Genomic DNA, 14530 nt, shown 5'->3' with positions numbered 1-14530 from the left:
CGTGGTCCGGGGCCGGCTCCAGGGCCCGGTGGCGGACGGGGCACGACGGGCCGTACGGCCACGAGTCCGTGCACGGTGCCGGGTCCGGGGCCGGCTCCAGGGCCCGGTGGCGGACGGGGCACGACGGGCCGTACGGCCACGAGTCCGTGCACGGTGCCGGGTCCGGGGCCGGCTCCGGGGCCGGCTCCGGGTCAGTGCATCGGTCCGGGGCCGGGTCCGGGCGTGGGTCCGGACCGGTGATACGGCTGCCGTTTCGCCGGCTGCTGCTGAACGGCACGGTGCTGGGGAGCATCGCGGGAGCCTTCGGTGCCTCCTGGGCCCTGTCCCTGAGCCAGGCGTGGCTGCCCGCCTACCTGCGCACGCAGCTCGGCATGTCATCGGGCGGGGCGGCCACACTCATCAGCGGCGTCTCGGCGTTCAGTTTCGTGCTGCTGCTGGCGGTGTCCCCCCTGGTCGACGCGCTGAACCGGCGCGGGGTGCCGAGCCGTTGGTCGAGGGGCGCGCCCCAGGGGATCGCCGTCACCGTCGCGGCGCTGGCCATGGCGGCCCTGCCCTTCGCCGACGTCAGGGGGGTGCTCCTGGCCCTGATCACGCTGGCGTTCGGCGCCCATGCCATCACCTTCCCGCTGCACTACATGACGACGGCCGCCGTGGTGCCGCCCGCACAGCGGGGAGCGGTGTTCGGCTTCGTCGCCGCGACCGGCACTCTGCCCGGACTGATCGCGCCGTATCTGGCCGGGCGCCTGCTGGACTCGGCGCCCTCGCAGACCGCCGGATACTCCCATGCCTTCCTGGTGTCGGCCGCGGTGATGCTGGTCTGCGGGCTGACCGCCCTCGCCGCGATCCGCCCCGAGCGGGACGTACAGCGGCTGAGGCCGGCCGACCGAGCCGGGCGCGGGCAGCAGTGCGCCGCTCCGATCGACGGCTAGAGTGCGCCGCTCCCGACCGACGGCCAGAGTGCGCCGCTCAGACCGGTGACCGGAGTGCGCCGCTCAGGCCGGCGGCTCGAATCCGCTGGCCCAGTAGCGGCCGTGCAGGGCCAGGTCGAGGAGCATGCGGACGACCTCGGCGGCCGGCAGCGAGGGAGAGTCCTGCTCGACCCACCACCGCAGCACCGCGATCTGCTCCCCGACCCATACCCGGGCCAGCAGCTCGGGGTCGATGCGCGGTTGTACGGCGTTGCGTTCGGCGCGGGCGCGGAACTCCTCGGTCGTGGCACGCGCGCAGGCGTCCACGAACATCTGCAAAGGCCTGCCGTCGCCTTCGCCGCGCAGCACGATCCGGTACAGATCGCGCTGCTCGCGCGCGTGCCGCAACATCTCCAGGACCGGCTTGCCGGTGAACCCGATCGCGCTGTCGGCGACCGCGGGTGCCAGGCGTTCGGACAGTTCGGCGAGCAGGTCCGCGGTCACGCGCGCGAACAAATCCTCCTTGTCACGGAAGTGCGCGTAGAAGGTCGCGCGTGCCACATCCGCGCGCTCGGTGACGTCCTCCACCGTCAGCGCCGTGAAGCCCCGCTCCAGTACCAGCTCCACCAGGGCTTCCCCCAGAGCCCGGCGTGAACGTCTGGTCCGCCTGTCCTCCGCCATGCACCCTCCTCCTCGATCGTCACGCATGGCCGCGGTGACGCATGCGGAGCCAGTCTAGAAGACTCTTGACATGGCAGCTGTTAATGAACAAGCTGTCTGGAACTGATCAGTATGTAACTCTACGGACGCCCCCTACTGAGTAGGCCCTCATGAACCTCGGCATCTACCTGTCGCGCAGCGCTCGCTACTGGCCCCAGGCCCCCGCCCTCGTCTGCGGGGACCGCGTCTGGAGCTTCACCGACCTGGACCGGGCGGCCGACCGCCTGGCCTCCGCCCTGGCCGGCCGGGGCCTGCGCCCCGGCGACGCCGTGGCCTGCCTCGCGTGGAACCGCGGCGAGCTGGTGGAGGTCGAATTCGCGCTGTACAAGGCCGGGTTGACGCGCGCGCCGATCAACGCCCGGCTCGGCCCCGGCGAGATCGGGCACATCCTGCGTTACGCCCCCGTACGCGCCCTCGTCTTCGACGCCGCCCACCGCGAGGACGCCCTCGCGGCCATCGCCGCGGCGGGCACCGGCTGCCTGCCCGTCCCCCTCGACGGCGCACAGCCCGGCGAGGTCTCCTACAGCGACCTGCTGGCCGAAGGCGACGGGACACCGGTCCGCGTCGAGGTCCACGAGGACGCCCCCTGCGTCCTGAACTTCACCTCAGGGTCCACCGGCGCGCTCAAGGCCGCGGTGCAGACGGTCGGCAACCGCCTCGCCAACATGCGCAAGCAGCTGATGGCCGACGAATCCCGCCCCCGCCCCGGCACCCGCTACCTCGCCTGCGGCCCGATCACACACGCCACCGGCATGGGCCTGCTCGCCGGGGTGTTCGGCGGCTCGACCACCTACGTCCTGCCGAGTTGGAGCCCGCAGAGCTTCCTGGAGACGGTCGAGAAGGAACGCATCACCGCGACCTTCCTGGTGCCGGCCATGCTGAACACGGTGCTCGCCCATCCCGGTGCCGCCGGCCACGACCTGCGCTCGCTGACGAGTGTGCGCATCGGCGGCGCGCCCATCTCACCGCAGCGCCTGCGGGACGCCGTGGAGTTCTTCGGCCCGGTCATCGCCCAGGGGTACGGGCTGGGCGAGACCACCAGCGTGGTCGCGGGCCTGAGCAGCGAGGAGATCGCCCACGCCGTGAAGGAGGACCCGGAGCTGCTCCAGTCGTGCGGCCGTGCGTCCTACGACACCGAGATACGTGTCGTCGACGAGGCGGGCCGGGAACTCGGCCCGCGCGAGGTCGGCGAGGTGATCGTGCGCGGGCCGGACTGCGTGAGGGAGTACTGGCAGGAGCCGGAACTGTCCGCGCAGACCTTCCGCGAGGGCTGGGTGCACACCGGCGACCTGGCATGGATGCGGGAGGACGGCTACCTCTTCCTCGTCGACCGCAAGAAGGACATGATCATCTCGGGTGGCTTCAACATCTACTGCACCGAGGTCGAGGCCGCCCTGTACGAACACCCCGCCGTCCAGGAGGCATGTGTCGTCGGCGTGCCTGACGAACGGTGGGGCGAGGCCGTCAAGGCCGTCGTCGTCACCCACGCCGGTACGACCGTCACGGCCGACGAGCTGATCACCTTCTGCGCCGACCGGCTGGACCGTTTCAAGAAGCCGCGCTCGGTCGACTTCGTGACCGAACTGCCCCACAACCGCAACGGCAAGCTCGACCGCAAGACCGTACGCGAGCCCTTCTGGGCCCACGCCGCCCGCCGCGTCAACTGACCACTTCCCCTTCGGAGCCCCCGCCGTGACCTTCTCCCTCCGCCCCGCCTACGACGACCCGCGCACCGCCGAACTCGTCGACCGCCTGCGCGACTACCTCGACGGCGAACTCGCCGACTTCGAGAGCTCACGCGGCCTGACCCACTCCAGCCGTCTCACCCGCGCCGACCTCGAACCGGTCTGGCGCCGCAGCCGCGAACTCGGCTTCTACGGCATCCACCTGCCCGTGGAGTACGGCGGCCAGAACCTCACCTACACCCAACTCGCCGCCCTGAAGGAGGAGATCGGCGCCAGCGGCCGGGTCCTCGGCCACAGCGTTCTCGGTGACATGGGTGGCCCCCTGCGCGCGGGCGACATCCTCAAGCACGCCACCGAACACCAGCTGGACAAGTACCTGTTGCCGTTGATCCGCGGCGAGCGGGCGTGCTGCTTCTCCCTCACCGAGACCGACGCCGGCTCCGACGTCCGCTCCATGCGCACGGTCGCCGCACGCGATGCCGACGGTGACGGCTACCGGCTGACCGGGCACAAGGTCTTCTCCTCGGCCGGTCCCTTCGCCGACTTCGCGATCGTCGTCGCCCGCATGGCCGGCACCGGGGAACGGGAGGACGACAAACCGCGGTTCTCCGCGTTCCTGGTGGACCTGGACAGCCCCGGCTGCCGCGTCGAGGAGGGGGCGACCCCCATGTCGGGCGAACACATCGAGAGCGACATCGTCCTGGACGACTGCCACGTCCCGGCCGCCAACCTCCTCGGCGAAGAGGGAAAGGGCATGCGCATCGCGCTCGGCCGGGTCACCACCAACCGCCTCCTGCACTGCCCCACGGTCCTCGGCGCCACCCGCCGCGCTCTCACCCTGACCCTCGACCGGACCCGGACCCGCAAGGTGGCGGGCGGCCAACCCCTCCTCATGCTCCAGGCCATCCAGCACAAGGTCGCCGACATGGCCACGGAGTTCTACGCCGCCCGGTCCATGACGTATGCCGCGCTGGCGGCCCTGGACGCGGGCCGCGAGGTGCACGCGGAAGCCTTCATGTGCAAGCTGTTCGTCGCCGAGTCCGCCTTCCGCATCCTCGACGAGGCCGTGCAGATCCACGGCAAGGAAGGGCTCACCCAGGGCAACGAGATCGAGTACCTCTTCCGCAAGATCCGCATGTTCCGCATCCTCACGGGCACGTCCGAGATCCAGCGCAACGGCATCGCCAAGCTCCTGGCCTTCGACCACTGACCTCAGTGCGCACACATGGGCTCATGCGTGCGCGATGGGTGAGAGGACTGTTCCGGCAGGAGACGTGAGTGTCTTGCCGCAGCGGGGGCCCCGGTGTCCGGGCCCGGGGGCCTACGCCTGACCGCGTGGTCGCAGGCGCTCGCCCTGCGGCCCGAACATGACCAGGTATTCGACCGGTCCAGCCGGGCCGGCGTTCGCCACGCCGTGGGCGGTGCGGGTGTCGAACTCGGCCACCTCACCTGCGCAGAGGACGAGGTCCTGCTCGCCGAGCGCCAGCCACAGGCGCCCGTACAGCACGCACAGCCATTCGTACCCGTCGTGGACGACCTGCCGTGGCCGCGGTGGCGGTCCGTCCACGGGCGGCAGGACGTGCTTGTGGGCATGCAGACCCCCGACGTAGCGGGTCAGGGGCAGGACCGCCTTGTCGTCACCGCGACTCCGCGGCGCGCGCTCACGTGTTCGGGCCGTCTCGGCGGGCGCCGTGCCCGCCGGTTCGTCGCCTGCCAGGGCGTCGAGGGAGAGGCCGTACGCCCTCGACAGCCGCAGCAGCACCTCCAGGGTCGGGCTGCGCCGACCGGTCTCGACCCGCGACAAGGTGCTGAGGGAGATGCCGGTCGCGCGGCTCACGTCGGAAAGCGTGTCACCGCGGTTCTCACGCGCGGCCCTCAGCCGCGACGCGATCGCGGCCAGCGTGCCGGCTACGCCGTCGTCCGTCATGGGTCGTCGCCCCGCCCTCCTGAGGGCCGCCGCTACGGCCGTGTCCTGCCACTTTGCCACAGCGGCAAGGCTTGTCGCATCGGCCGGCCGCCGCAGCGCATCATCGGTGCGTACCCGCGGCCACCCCGGAACCCGAGGAGAAGAACCATGCCCCAGCCCACACCCCCCGCCGGCCGGCGCCATCGCACCCTCAAGGCCCCCGCCGGACGGCTGCACCTGGTCGAGCAGGGCACCGGGCCGCTGGTCCTGCTCGTGCACGGCTTCCCCGAGTCCTGGTACTCCTGGCGCCACCAGCTCCCGGCCCTCGCGGCGGCCGGGTACCGGGCGGTCGCCCTCGACGTACGCGGCTACGGCCGCTCCGCCAAGCCCGCCGCGACGCACGCGTACCGCATGCTCGACCTGGTGGAGGACAACGTCGCCCTGGTGCGCGCCCTGGGCGAGGACCGGGCGGTGATCATCGGACACGACTGGGGATCCAACATCGCGGCCACCTCGGCCCTGCTCCACCCCGACGTCTTCCGCGCGGTCGGACTGCTGAGCGTCCCCTACGCCCCGCCCGGCGGCCCCCGCCCCACCGACGTCTTCTCCCGGATCGGCGGCCCCGAGGAGGAGTTCTACGTGTCCTACTTCCAGGAGCCCGGCCGCGCCGAGGCGGAGATCGAACCCGACGTCCGGGGCTGGCTCGCGGGCTTCTTCGCCGCCCTGTCCGCCGACACCATGCCGTCCCGGGCCGAGCCCGACCCGCACTTCGTGAGCCGAAGCACAGGGAGGCTGCGCGACCGCTTCCCGAGCGGACCTCTCCCCGCCTGGCTCACCGAGGGCGATCTCGACGTGTACGCCGGGGAGTTCGAGCGCACCGGCATGACGGGGGCGCTGAACCGCTACCGCAACATGGATCGCGACTGGGAGGACCTCACCCCGCACAACGGCGCCCCGATCAAGCAACCGTCCCTGTTCATCGGCGGTGGCCTGGACGCCTCCACGACCTGGATGGCCGACGCGATCGACGCCTACCCGGCCACGCTCCCCGGCCTGGTCTCGTCACACCTCCTGGACGACTGCGGCCACTGGATCCAGCAGGAACGCCCGCAGGAGGTCAACCGTCTCCTGACCGCCTGGCTCGCCTCCATCGAGGACTGACCGGGGAGCCGTCCCCCGTGAACCACCCGCACCGGCGCTGCGTCTTCCTGCTCGACCGTCACCACACGAACCGGAGAACACGCAGTGACAGACAAAGGCCTTGAGCGGAGCGACGAGCGGGGTCACGGCCCGGGGCCCTGGTGGGTGGGCCTCGGGACCTGGGGGGCCGTCGCACTGATCGTCTTCGGTGCTCTCGCGGCAGTGTGGGTCTCCCTACGACTGCCCGGTACCCCCGAGGAGTTGGCGACCGGCTACTACGGGGCCGCCAAGGTCGTCGCGATCGGTCTGGTCATCGTGGGAAGCGCCTTGCTGGGTCGCCGCCGCGCCCAGGCCGCGGCCACCGAGGAGACGACCGAGGCGGACCATGCCTGACGCGAGCAGGCCGGCGACGGGCGCGACCACGGGCATGTCGGTTCCCGCCTTCGTGTGTTGACGGATGACGGGCGCGGCGCCGGCGCGCTCGCCGTAGCGGTTGCCGATGGCGCCGGGTCCCACGACCGCGATGTGCCCGCCGGGCGCAACACGCAGGCCGATGCCACTGAGGACGTCGTCGGCGCCCCCCGGCAAGAGAAGGACGCCGGCTCCAGGACCACCTCCTCCGCAGCCCGTCCCGTTCTGGCCGGTCCGCATCGCTGCTGGTTCCGCCGCTGACCGTCACGACCGGGGTGCGGCCGGTCGGTCCCGAGGGCGGCCTCACCGGCACGGCCCGCAGTCGCCGCTCAGCGCACCTCGGCGCCGACGGGCGAGAGCCGGTAGCCGCCCTCGTGGAGGACGACGTGACCGGCCGTGGGCGGTGCGAAATGGGTGCCCAGGACCAGCGTGTCCGTGTCGACGAGCGAGGCGAGCAGTTGCCGGCGCGAGGCCTCGGACTGCTGCGGGTCGATGTCGACGCAGGCGCCGATGGCGGGGTGGGCGAGCTGGACGGGGTGGTGGATGCAGTCGCCGGTGATCAGTGCCGTCCGGCCCCGGCTGGTCAGCTCGACGGCGACGTGGCCGGGGGTGTGGCCGGGGGTGGGGAGCAGGCGCAGGCCCGGCGCGACGTCGAAGCCCTCGGCGGGGACGTCGACGAGGTCGAGCAGCCCCGCCTCCTCCACCGGGATCACGGAGTCCCGGAACATCTGCTCGCGTGCCTCCTCCATGTCGTACCCGGCCCAGAACTCGCGCTCGGTACGGGCGGTCAGGTACCGGGCGTGGGGGAAGGTCGGAACCCAGTCGCCGTTCACCTTCCGCGTGTTCCAGCCGACGTGGTCGGCGTGCAGGTGGGTGAGGATCACCAGGTCGACCGAGTCCGGCGGGAATCCGGCGGCGGTGAGGTCCCGGAGGTAGTCGGTGTCCAGGTCGTGCCAGGCGGGGTTGGCCCGTTCCTTGCCGTTGCCGATGCCGGTGTCGACCAGGATGCGCAGGCCGCCCAGGGTGAACGCGAAACTGTGGCTGTCGATGCGGAGGACGCCCTCGTCGTCGGCGTAGTGGGGGTGCAGCCAGTCCTGCGCGGCGACGAGGTCCGCGGTGGCGTCGGGCAGCAGCCACGGTCCGGTGGCGGGCGGCAGGAGGACCTCGTCGATGCGGTGGACGGTGACGTCGCCCACGGTCCAGGAGGTGGCGGCGGTCGGATCGGTGGCCGGTGCGGTGCTCATGATCGCTGTGTCCTTGGTCGGTCTCGTTACGGAAGGTCGTGGTGTGCGGGGTCGGAGGCGCCGCCCCTCGACGCGGTGAGTGCGGCCAGGGCCGCGACGGCGAGCAGGGCGGCGGCGATGGCGTAGGCGTGGGCGACGGTGCGCAGCCCGTAGTGCTGGGTGGCGGCACCCGCGGCGATGGCGGGCAGGCTCATGGCGAGATAGCTGAGGACGTAGCAGGCGGCCAGCGTCGCGGCACGGTCCTGCTCGTCGAGTGAGGCGAGTGTCATGCGCAGCGCCCCCTGGGACACGGCACCGAAGGCGATCCCGGCCAGGGCCGCTCCGCCGTAGACGGCGGGCAGGCCGGCACCGTGCAGACCGCCCAGCGTCAGAGCACCGGCGGGTACGACGGCCAGGCTGCCGCCGGCGGCGACGGTGCGCGCAGCCGTGCGGCGCAGTGTCCATGCGGTCAGGGTGGCCGCGGCGGTGAGGGTGAAGAAGACCATGCCGCCGGCCGTCTGCGGGGCGCCGGGGGCGACGAGGCGCACGAGGGCCGGTCCGAGGGAGGAGTAGAAGCCGCCCAGGGCCCAGACGGCGACGAGGCCGGTGCCGACCGCCGACAGGGCGCGGCGCGCCGGCGGTGGCACGGCGAGCCGGGGGCGCAGGGAGCGCAGGGCGCCGGGGTGCGGGCGGGCCGTCTCCGCGGTGAAGGTGACCGCGACCGCCTGGGCTGCGAAGAGGACCGCCGGCAGGACGTAGACGGTGACGGTGGGAGCGGGTGCGAAACGGATGAGGAGGGTGGAGGCCAGGACGCCGGCGGCCATGCCCGCCAGCGGGGCGATGCTGTTGGTCAGGGCGGATCGGCCGGGGCGCCGGGGGTCCTCCAGGTCGAGGAGGGCGGCGCCCGCGGCGCTCGTGGCCGCGCCGGTGGCCGCTCCCTGCAGGACGCGGGCGGCGATCAGCGCGGCGGCGCCGTCGGCCGCGGCCAGCAGCACCATGGCGGCGGCCTCCAGCGCCAGGGCGCCCACCAGGACGGGGCGTCGTCCCAGGTGGTCGGAGAGCGCTCCGGTGGTGAGCAGGGCCGGCAGCAGGGTCAGGGAGTAGGCGCTGAACACCACGGTGACGGTGAGCGCGGACAGGTGCCAGGAGTCCTGGTAGTGGCGGTAGAGCGGGGTGGGTGCGCTGGAGGCCGCGAGGAGCGCGGCCAGGATCGAGGCGTTCAGGACGAAGGGCGCCGTGCGGCCGGTCGTGCGGGGGTGGACGGCCTGGTGGGGGCGTTGCGCGGGTGCTCGTGGTGTGACGGTGGACATGGGACTGGCTCCTCTGACTCCTCATACGCTAAACGCTACGGGTTTGCGTTAAGTCACGGTAGACCCCTACAGTGATCTAACGCAAACCCTTAGCTTTTGAGGTTGAGGGCGTTCGTCTTGCCGCTCAGGCCCCAGAAGAGAGAAGTCCATGTCCGCCCTGGAACTCACCCCGTCCGAAGCGGCCCGCTGGGCCGCCCGTGGCGGGCTCCCGCTGCCGGCCGACCGCCACGCCGCGATCGCAGCCACCGCCAACCACATCCACTCCGTCGTCGCGGTCCTGCGTGAGCTGGACTTCGGCGACACTCCGCCCGCCCCCGCCTACCGGGCGGATAAGGAGACGCACGATGCAGCCGTATGAACTGACCCTGACCGCAGCCGCCGACGCGATCCGGGCCCGGCAGCTGTCCCCCGTCGAGCTGGCGGACTCCGTCCTGGAGCGCATCGCGCGGATGGAGCCGCACCTCCAGGCCTACGTCACCGTCGCCGCCGAACGCACCCGCAGGGCCGCGGGGAAAGCCGAAGACGACATCGCGGCCGGCCGTTACCGGGGTCCGCTGCACGGCATCCCCATGGGCGTCAAAGATCTGATCGACGTGGCGGGCGCGGCCACGACGGCGAGCTCCCGGGTCCGCGCCGACCACCGGGCGCAGGCCGACAGCGCGGTCGTCGCACGCCTGGCCGAGGCCGGTGCGGTCCTGCTGGGCAAGACGCACACGCACGAGTTCGCCTACGGCCTGACCACCCCGCAGACCCACAACGCCTGGGACACGGGCCGGGTAGCCGGCGGCTCCAGCGGCGGATCCGCCGTCGCCGTCGCCGCCGGCATGGCCACCTTCGCCCTGGGCACCGACACCGGCGGATCCATCAGGGTCCCCTCCGCGCTCAACGGGGTGGTCGGCCTCAAGCCGACCTACGGTCTCCTCCCCCGCCACGGCGTCACGTCCCTGTCCTGGTCCCTGGACCACGTCGGCCCGATCACCCGCACCGCCCAGGACGCGGCCCTGGTCCTGACCGCGCTGGCCGGGCACGACCCCCGCGACCCCGCCTCCCTGACCGCACCGGCCACGGACTACCGGCCGGATGCGGGCACGGACCTGACGGGGCTGCGGATCGGCGTGCCGCGCACCTACTACTTCGACCACGTCGACCCCGAGATCGAAGGTGCCGTCCGGCACGCCATCGACGGGCTCCGGGCCCTCGGCGCGCGCCTCGTCGAGGTGGAGATCCCCATGACGCGCTACATCCAGGCCACCCAGTGGGGGCTGATGGTGCCCGAGGCCACCGCCTACCACGAGGGCACCCTGCGCGCGGTCCCCGAGCTCTACCAGGCCGATGTCCGCATCCTCCTGGAGGCCGGCGAACTGATGAGCGCCGGGGACTACCTGCGCGCCCAGCGTTCCCGCACCCTCATGCGGCAGGAGTGGGCCCGCATGTTCGAGGAGGTCGACGTGATCGCCGCGCCCACAGTCCCGGCGACCGCCGTCAAGGCCGGTCAGGAGACGATCACCTGGGCCGACGGCACCGTCGAGGGTGTCTCCGACGCCTACGTACGGCTGTCGTCCCCCGCCAACATCACCGGCGTACCGTCCCTGTCGGTACCGGTCGGCCACGACACGGCGGGGCTGCCGATCGGCATGCAGCTGCTCGGGCGACCGCTCGAAGAGAGCGTGCTCCTGCGGGTCGGCCACGCCTACGAGCAGAGCCGGCCCGCCCGTGACCTCGCGCACGTGGCGTGAACGCACGCCGCGTGAACGAGTGACGGGACCCGGCAGCACCGCCCCGGCAGGGCCGATGCCCGACCCCGCTCCGCCCCGCAGTCGCCGGACGCTCGGGCCTCTGCCGCCGGGCTCTCGGCCGCTGTCGCCGGCCGAGCCTGCGCGGACGTCCCCGCGCGGGGACGGCGCCGAGGGCGGTGGAGCGGGCGGAGGGCGGTGGAGCGGGCCGAGGGCGGTGGAGCGGGCCGAGGGCGGTGGAGCGGGCGGAGGGCGGTGGAGCGGGCGGAGGGCGGTGGAGCGGGCCGGGCGGACACACCAGACCGCGGATCTCGGAGGTGTATGGGTCGCTAGACGCAACGACTTCGCTTTAAGGTGGGTTCCATGAGCAGGCAGATGGTACGCCCCGGTGGGCGCAGCGCCCGGGTCCAGGCATCGGTGCACGCCGCCGTGCGCGAACTCGCCTCGGAGGTGGGCCGCGACGCCCTGACGGTACCGCTGATCGCCCAGCGTGCGGGCGTGACACCCTCGACGGTCTACCGCCGCTGGGGGGATCTGCAGGAACTGCTGTCGGACGTGGCGGTCGAGCGTCTGCGGCCCGAGACCGCGCCCGGGGACCACGGCGCACTGTCGCCCGACCTGACGGCGTGGGCCGAGCAGTTCCTCGACGAGATGTCCTCCCCCGCCGGCCGCGCCTACATCCGCGACGCCCTCCTCGGCGACCCGGACGGCGGCAACGCCGGCCAGTGCTCCGCCTACGCCGCCGAGCAGATCGACGTCATCCTCGCCCGCGCGTTCGAACGCGGGGAGGAGACACCCGAGGTCGAGACGGTCATCGACCAGGTCGTCGCACCCCTGATGTACCGCATCCTCTTCCGCCCGGACGGACTCGACGCCACGTACGCACGCCGGCTCGCGACAGCGGTCCTCGGCCCTACCGGCCGGTGACGAGGTCGGGACGGGGGCAGTGCCGCGCCCGCTGCTTCCCCTCTCACTCGTCTTCCCCTCTCACTCGTCCGCACCGTCGGAGGTGACGCCGAGCAGTCGTCCGCCCAGGCTGGGAACGGCATGGTGTGCCGCGCCGCCTGTTCGGGAGACCTGTCGGGCAGACGAGTTCGCGGTGCTGTGGAGACGCGCTGCCGAATGAAGAAGGGGCTTTCGTATGCCGGACCACGCCGCGACGGCGCCGGAGACCACCTGGGCTGCCAGGGTGGCGGGGGCCCTGCTGTGTCTCGCGGTGGCCGCCATCCATGTCGTGGACCAGGGAGGCATCACGACGACGAGGGACCCCTACTACGTGGGCGTCGCCTACCACGTCCTGGAGATCGTGGCCGTGGTCACAGCCGTGCTGCTCCTCCTCCGCCTCGTCCGACCGGGCTGGCTGCTGGCGACCGGGGTCGCCGTGGGCCCTCTGCTCGGCTACATCTTCTCGCGGAGTTCGGGACTGCCCGACTACAGCGACGACATCGGCAACTGGACGGAAACGCTCGGACTGGTCAGCCTGGCCGTCGAAGGAGCCCTGCTCCTGCTGGCGGCGCCTGCCTTCGTACGGAGCCTGCGCCGCAGACGTTCCTGAGGCCGCGCCGAGCGGTTCCTACCCGTACGGGACCGGGCCGTGCGCAACGTGCCGCCGGTCCGAGCCGCGGGTACGGCCGCGGGCCCGCTCACCGCTCCGCGGACCCTTCGACGTGACGGCGGTGGAGCGGCCGGGCTGGGGTACTACGAGGGGACCGCGGGCGCGGTGCTGTCATGACCGGCTCCGGTCGGGCCGGACGAGGGCCTCGGCGCCGATCGGGGTGAACCCGGTGGCGAGGAAGGCGCGCAGGGAGCGGGCGTTGCCCGGGGCGACGGCGGCGTAGACGGGCTCGCCCGCCGGTACCAACGTGAGGGCGTCGGCGAGCAGCGCCCGGCCGCGTCCGCGCCCGCTGTCGAGGGGTTCACGCAGCTCGATGCTGAGTTCCGTACGCCCGGCGAGCCCGTGCGCGAGCGTGACCAGGCCCCGGTCGTCGCCGAACACCCGTACGTCGGTGCGCAGTTGTCGGGCGTACCGCACCCTGGGGTGGTCTTCGGCTCCGGTGAGCGGCCGCAGGCGGGGAGTCCCGCCCGAGCCGCGGTGTACGAGGGTGGCGTCGACGCTTCCGATGAGCCCCGTGGGGCCGGCGAGGGCGCGCAGGAAGTCCGGCGACAGGGAGCCGCCGAAGCCGTCGGGCTCGTGGGCGTGGACCTGTGCGGCCGGCAGCGCGGTGGCGACGACGGCGTGGCCGGTGAAGGCGAGCGAACATTCCAGGCCGCCGGGCAGCGCGGGCAGCACCGTGACGGCCCCGTCGGCGGGTGGGAAGCGCCCTTCGGCGGCGTCGAGAAGGTGGTTCAGCAGGGGGTGCGGGAGCGCGAGGGCAGTGCGGTGGGCGTCGAGGAACGCCAGCAGCGCGGCGTTGAACCGCTCCGGCTGCTCCAGGTTCGGCAAGTGGGCCGCGTCGTCGACGACGGCGAGAGCCGAGCCGTCGACCAGGCCGTGCATGAACTCGGCCTGCTCCACCGGAGTGCAGGTGTCGTCCGCGCCGACCATCACGAGTGCCGGTACCCGCACGTCCCGCAACGTGCGGCGGTAGTCCGGCCGTTCGGCCCGTCCGCGCAGGGCCGCCGCGGCCCCGGCCGGGTCGGTACCGCGCATCATGCGCAGGACGTGCCCGGCGACCTCGGGCAGGCCGGTCACGTGGTGCGGGGCGATCATCTCGTCGATCACCTCGGCTGCGTATCCGTCCATGCCCTCGGCCAGCAGCCGATCGGCGAGGGCGTTGCGGAAGTCCCTGCCCTGCTCGGTCTCGGCCACCGGCGACGTGTCGGCCAGCACCAACGCGGCCACCCGCTCCGGGTGGCTCCGGTGGAACTCCATGGCGATCTGGCCGCCCATGGACAGGCCGGCCACCACGGCCCGCTCCGTCCCGAGGTGGCCGAGCACGTCGGCCAGGTCCTGCGCGAAGTCCGACAGCAGTGTCGTGCCGGGTACGACCGTACTGTCCCCGTACCCGCGCAGGTCGGGTACGACCACCCGGTACCCGGCGGCCACGAGCGCATCCACCTGCGGACGCCACATGCCGCGGTTGAACGGGTGCCCGTGGATCAACAGGACCGGCACCCCTGCGGGGGAACCGAGATCGTCGTAGGAGATGGTGACACCTGCTGCGACGAGGACCTCGCGGGCTTCGGACCTGGTCGCTGAAGTCGGCGCTGTGCCGGTGGAGTCCATGCCGGTCGCCTTTCCGGGGCGGGAGGCGGTGAGATCCCAGATCCCTGACCACCCGTCAGGGCTGCACGGCGTGCAGGATCCGCATGCCCCTCGGGTCCGCGCGGGTGTCGAGCAGGTCGTGGGCGATCACCGTGTCATCGGTCGCAGTATTCCAGGAAGCAGTGCCCGGACGGACGTACCCTGGGCGGCCCAGGGGGCGCGGGACGCCCTCGGCTCGCGTTCGCTCCGTCGCTCCCGCAAAAAAGATGCGGCGAGGTATAGACCTCGC

General features: G+C 72.6%; 14 protein-coding genes. 9 read left to right on the top strand and 5 right to left on the bottom strand.

What is annotated here, in order from left to right; all coding sequences use genetic code 11:
• The first annotated feature begins 236 nt into the window (after positions 1–236).
• On the top strand, positions 237–929 hold the full coding sequence (locus AB0G56_RS17405) for an MFS transporter (RefSeq protein WP_360969958.1): 693 nt from the start codon (positions 237–239) through the stop codon (positions 927–929).
• A gap of 63 nt (positions 930–992) precedes the next feature.
• Here AB0G56_RS17405 and AB0G56_RS17400 read toward each other — a convergent pair whose 3' ends face one another.
• The gene (locus AB0G56_RS17400; protein ID WP_360969956.1) at positions 993–1589 is read right to left on the bottom strand and encodes a helix-turn-helix domain-containing protein; all 597 of its coding nucleotides are present in this window, start codon (positions 1587–1589) and stop codon (positions 993–995) included.
• Between the two features lie 149 nt (positions 1590–1738).
• Here AB0G56_RS17400 and AB0G56_RS17395 point away from each other — a divergent pair, with 149 nt between their 5' ends.
• Together AB0G56_RS17395 and AB0G56_RS17390 are read left to right on the top strand one after the other, a co-directional pair.
• The gene (locus AB0G56_RS17395; protein ID WP_360969954.1) at positions 1739–3295 is read left to right on the top strand and encodes an AMP-binding protein; all 1557 of its coding nucleotides are present in this window, start codon (positions 1739–1741) and stop codon (positions 3293–3295) included.
• A gap of 25 nt (positions 3296–3320) precedes the next feature.
• On the top strand, positions 3321–4523 hold the full coding sequence (locus tag AB0G56_RS17390; RefSeq protein ID WP_360969952.1) for an acyl-CoA dehydrogenase family protein: 1203 nt from the start codon (positions 3321–3323) through the stop codon (positions 4521–4523).
• 111 nt (positions 4524–4634) lie between these two features.
• Here AB0G56_RS17390 and AB0G56_RS17385 read toward each other — a convergent pair whose 3' ends face one another.
• Entirely contained in the window at positions 4635–5240 is a 606-nt protein-coding gene (locus AB0G56_RS17385; protein ID WP_360969950.1) for a helix-turn-helix transcriptional regulator, read from the bottom strand.
• Between the two features lie 147 nt (positions 5241–5387).
• On the opposite strand from AB0G56_RS17385, the gene AB0G56_RS17380 reads away from it, so the two are divergent.
• Together AB0G56_RS17380 and AB0G56_RS17375 are read left to right on the top strand one after the other, a co-directional pair.
• Complete coding sequence (locus AB0G56_RS17380) at positions 5388–6380, top strand: alpha/beta hydrolase (RefSeq protein ID WP_360969948.1); 993 nt, start codon at positions 5388–5390, stop codon at positions 6378–6380.
• 84 nt (positions 6381–6464) lie between these two features.
• Positions 6465–6752: a hypothetical protein gene (locus AB0G56_RS17375; protein WP_360969946.1), complete on the top strand. Its 288-nt coding sequence runs from the start codon at positions 6465–6467 to the stop codon at positions 6750–6752.
• A 347-nt stretch (positions 6753–7099) separates the two neighbouring features.
• Here the strand turns inward: AB0G56_RS17375 and AB0G56_RS17370 are convergent, their stop codons facing one another.
• Positions 7100–8014: an MBL fold metallo-hydrolase gene (locus AB0G56_RS17370; protein WP_360969945.1), complete on the bottom strand. Its 915-nt coding sequence runs from the start codon at positions 8012–8014 to the stop codon at positions 7100–7102.
• Between the two features lie 26 nt (positions 8015–8040).
• Positions 8041–9303, bottom strand: a complete 1263-nt coding sequence (locus tag AB0G56_RS17365) for an MFS transporter (RefSeq protein WP_360969943.1) — start codon at positions 9301–9303, stop codon at positions 8041–8043.
• A 148-nt stretch (positions 9304–9451) separates the two neighbouring features.
• Between AB0G56_RS17365 and AB0G56_RS17360 the strand changes: the two genes are divergently transcribed.
• The 4 genes from AB0G56_RS17360 to AB0G56_RS17345 all read left to right on the top strand — a co-directional run bounded on the left by AB0G56_RS17360 (position 9452) and on the right by AB0G56_RS17345 (position 12591).
• The gene (locus AB0G56_RS17360; RefSeq protein ID WP_360969941.1) at positions 9452–9661 is read left to right on the top strand and encodes a hypothetical protein; all 210 of its coding nucleotides are present in this window, start codon (positions 9452–9454) and stop codon (positions 9659–9661) included.
• Positions 9648–11039, top strand: coding sequence for an amidase (locus AB0G56_RS17355; RefSeq protein WP_360969940.1), 1392 nt, complete (start codon positions 9648–9650; stop codon positions 11037–11039). Before AB0G56_RS17360 ends, AB0G56_RS17355 begins: the two co-directional genes overlap by 14 nt.
• A 360-nt stretch (positions 11040–11399) precedes the next feature.
• Positions 11400–11963 (top strand): TetR/AcrR family transcriptional regulator, encoded by a 564-nt coding sequence (locus AB0G56_RS17350; RefSeq protein WP_360969938.1) that lies wholly within the window; start codon positions 11400–11402, stop codon positions 11961–11963.
• Between the two features lie 214 nt (positions 11964–12177).
• On the top strand, positions 12178–12591 hold the full coding sequence (locus AB0G56_RS17345) for a hypothetical protein (protein WP_360969936.1): 414 nt from the start codon (positions 12178–12180) through the stop codon (positions 12589–12591).
• A gap of 171 nt (positions 12592–12762) precedes the next feature.
• Here AB0G56_RS17345 and AB0G56_RS17340 read toward each other — a convergent pair whose 3' ends face one another.
• Positions 12763–14262: an alpha/beta fold hydrolase gene (locus AB0G56_RS17340; RefSeq protein ID WP_360969934.1), complete on the bottom strand. Its 1500-nt coding sequence runs from the start codon at positions 14260–14262 to the stop codon at positions 12763–12765.
• Between the last annotated feature and the right edge of the window lie 268 nt (positions 14263–14530).

Source organism: Streptomyces sp. NPDC021356, assembly GCF_040641015.1.
In the GTDB taxonomy this organism is placed as follows: Bacteria; Actinomycetota; Actinomycetes; order Streptomycetales; family Streptomycetaceae; genus Streptomyces.
Note: the sequence above shows the minus strand (reverse complement) of the source record. Positions and strands in the feature narration are given on the sequence as shown.

What these genes read in the sequence shown, in the direction of transcription:
- AB0G56_RS17400 (WP_360969956.1), bottom strand. Translation starts at nt 1,589, where the DNA reads ATGGCGGAGGACAGGCGGACCAGACGTTCACGCCGGGCTCTGGGGGAA.
- AB0G56_RS17395 (WP_360969954.1), top strand. Translation starts at nt 1,739, where the DNA reads ATGAACCTCGGCATCTACCTGTCGCGCAGCGCTCGCTACTGGCCCCAG.
- AB0G56_RS17385 (WP_360969950.1), bottom strand. Translation starts at nt 5,240, where the DNA reads ATGACGGACGACGGCGTAGCCGGCACGCTGGCCGCGATCGCGTCGCGG.
- AB0G56_RS17380 (WP_360969948.1), top strand. Translation starts at nt 5,388, where the DNA reads ATGCCCCAGCCCACACCCCCCGCCGGCCGGCGCCATCGCACCCTCAAG.
- AB0G56_RS17370 (WP_360969945.1), bottom strand. Translation starts at nt 8,014, where the DNA reads ATGAGCACCGCACCGGCCACCGATCCGACCGCCGCCACCTCCTGGACC.
- AB0G56_RS17365 (WP_360969943.1), bottom strand. Translation starts at nt 9,303, where the DNA reads ATGTCCACCGTCACACCACGAGCACCCGCGCAACGCCCCCACCAGGCC.
- AB0G56_RS17360 (WP_360969941.1), top strand. Translation starts at nt 9,452, where the DNA reads ATGTCCGCCCTGGAACTCACCCCGTCCGAAGCGGCCCGCTGGGCCGCC.
- AB0G56_RS17355 (WP_360969940.1), top strand. Translation starts at nt 9,648, where the DNA reads ATGCAGCCGTATGAACTGACCCTGACCGCAGCCGCCGACGCGATCCGG.
- AB0G56_RS17350 (WP_360969938.1), top strand. Translation starts at nt 11,400, where the DNA reads ATGAGCAGGCAGATGGTACGCCCCGGTGGGCGCAGCGCCCGGGTCCAG.
- AB0G56_RS17345 (WP_360969936.1), top strand. Translation starts at nt 12,178, where the DNA reads ATGCCGGACCACGCCGCGACGGCGCCGGAGACCACCTGGGCTGCCAGG.
- AB0G56_RS17340 (WP_360969934.1), bottom strand. Translation starts at nt 14,262, where the DNA reads ATGGACTCCACCGGCACAGCGCCGACTTCAGCGACCAGGTCCGAAGCC.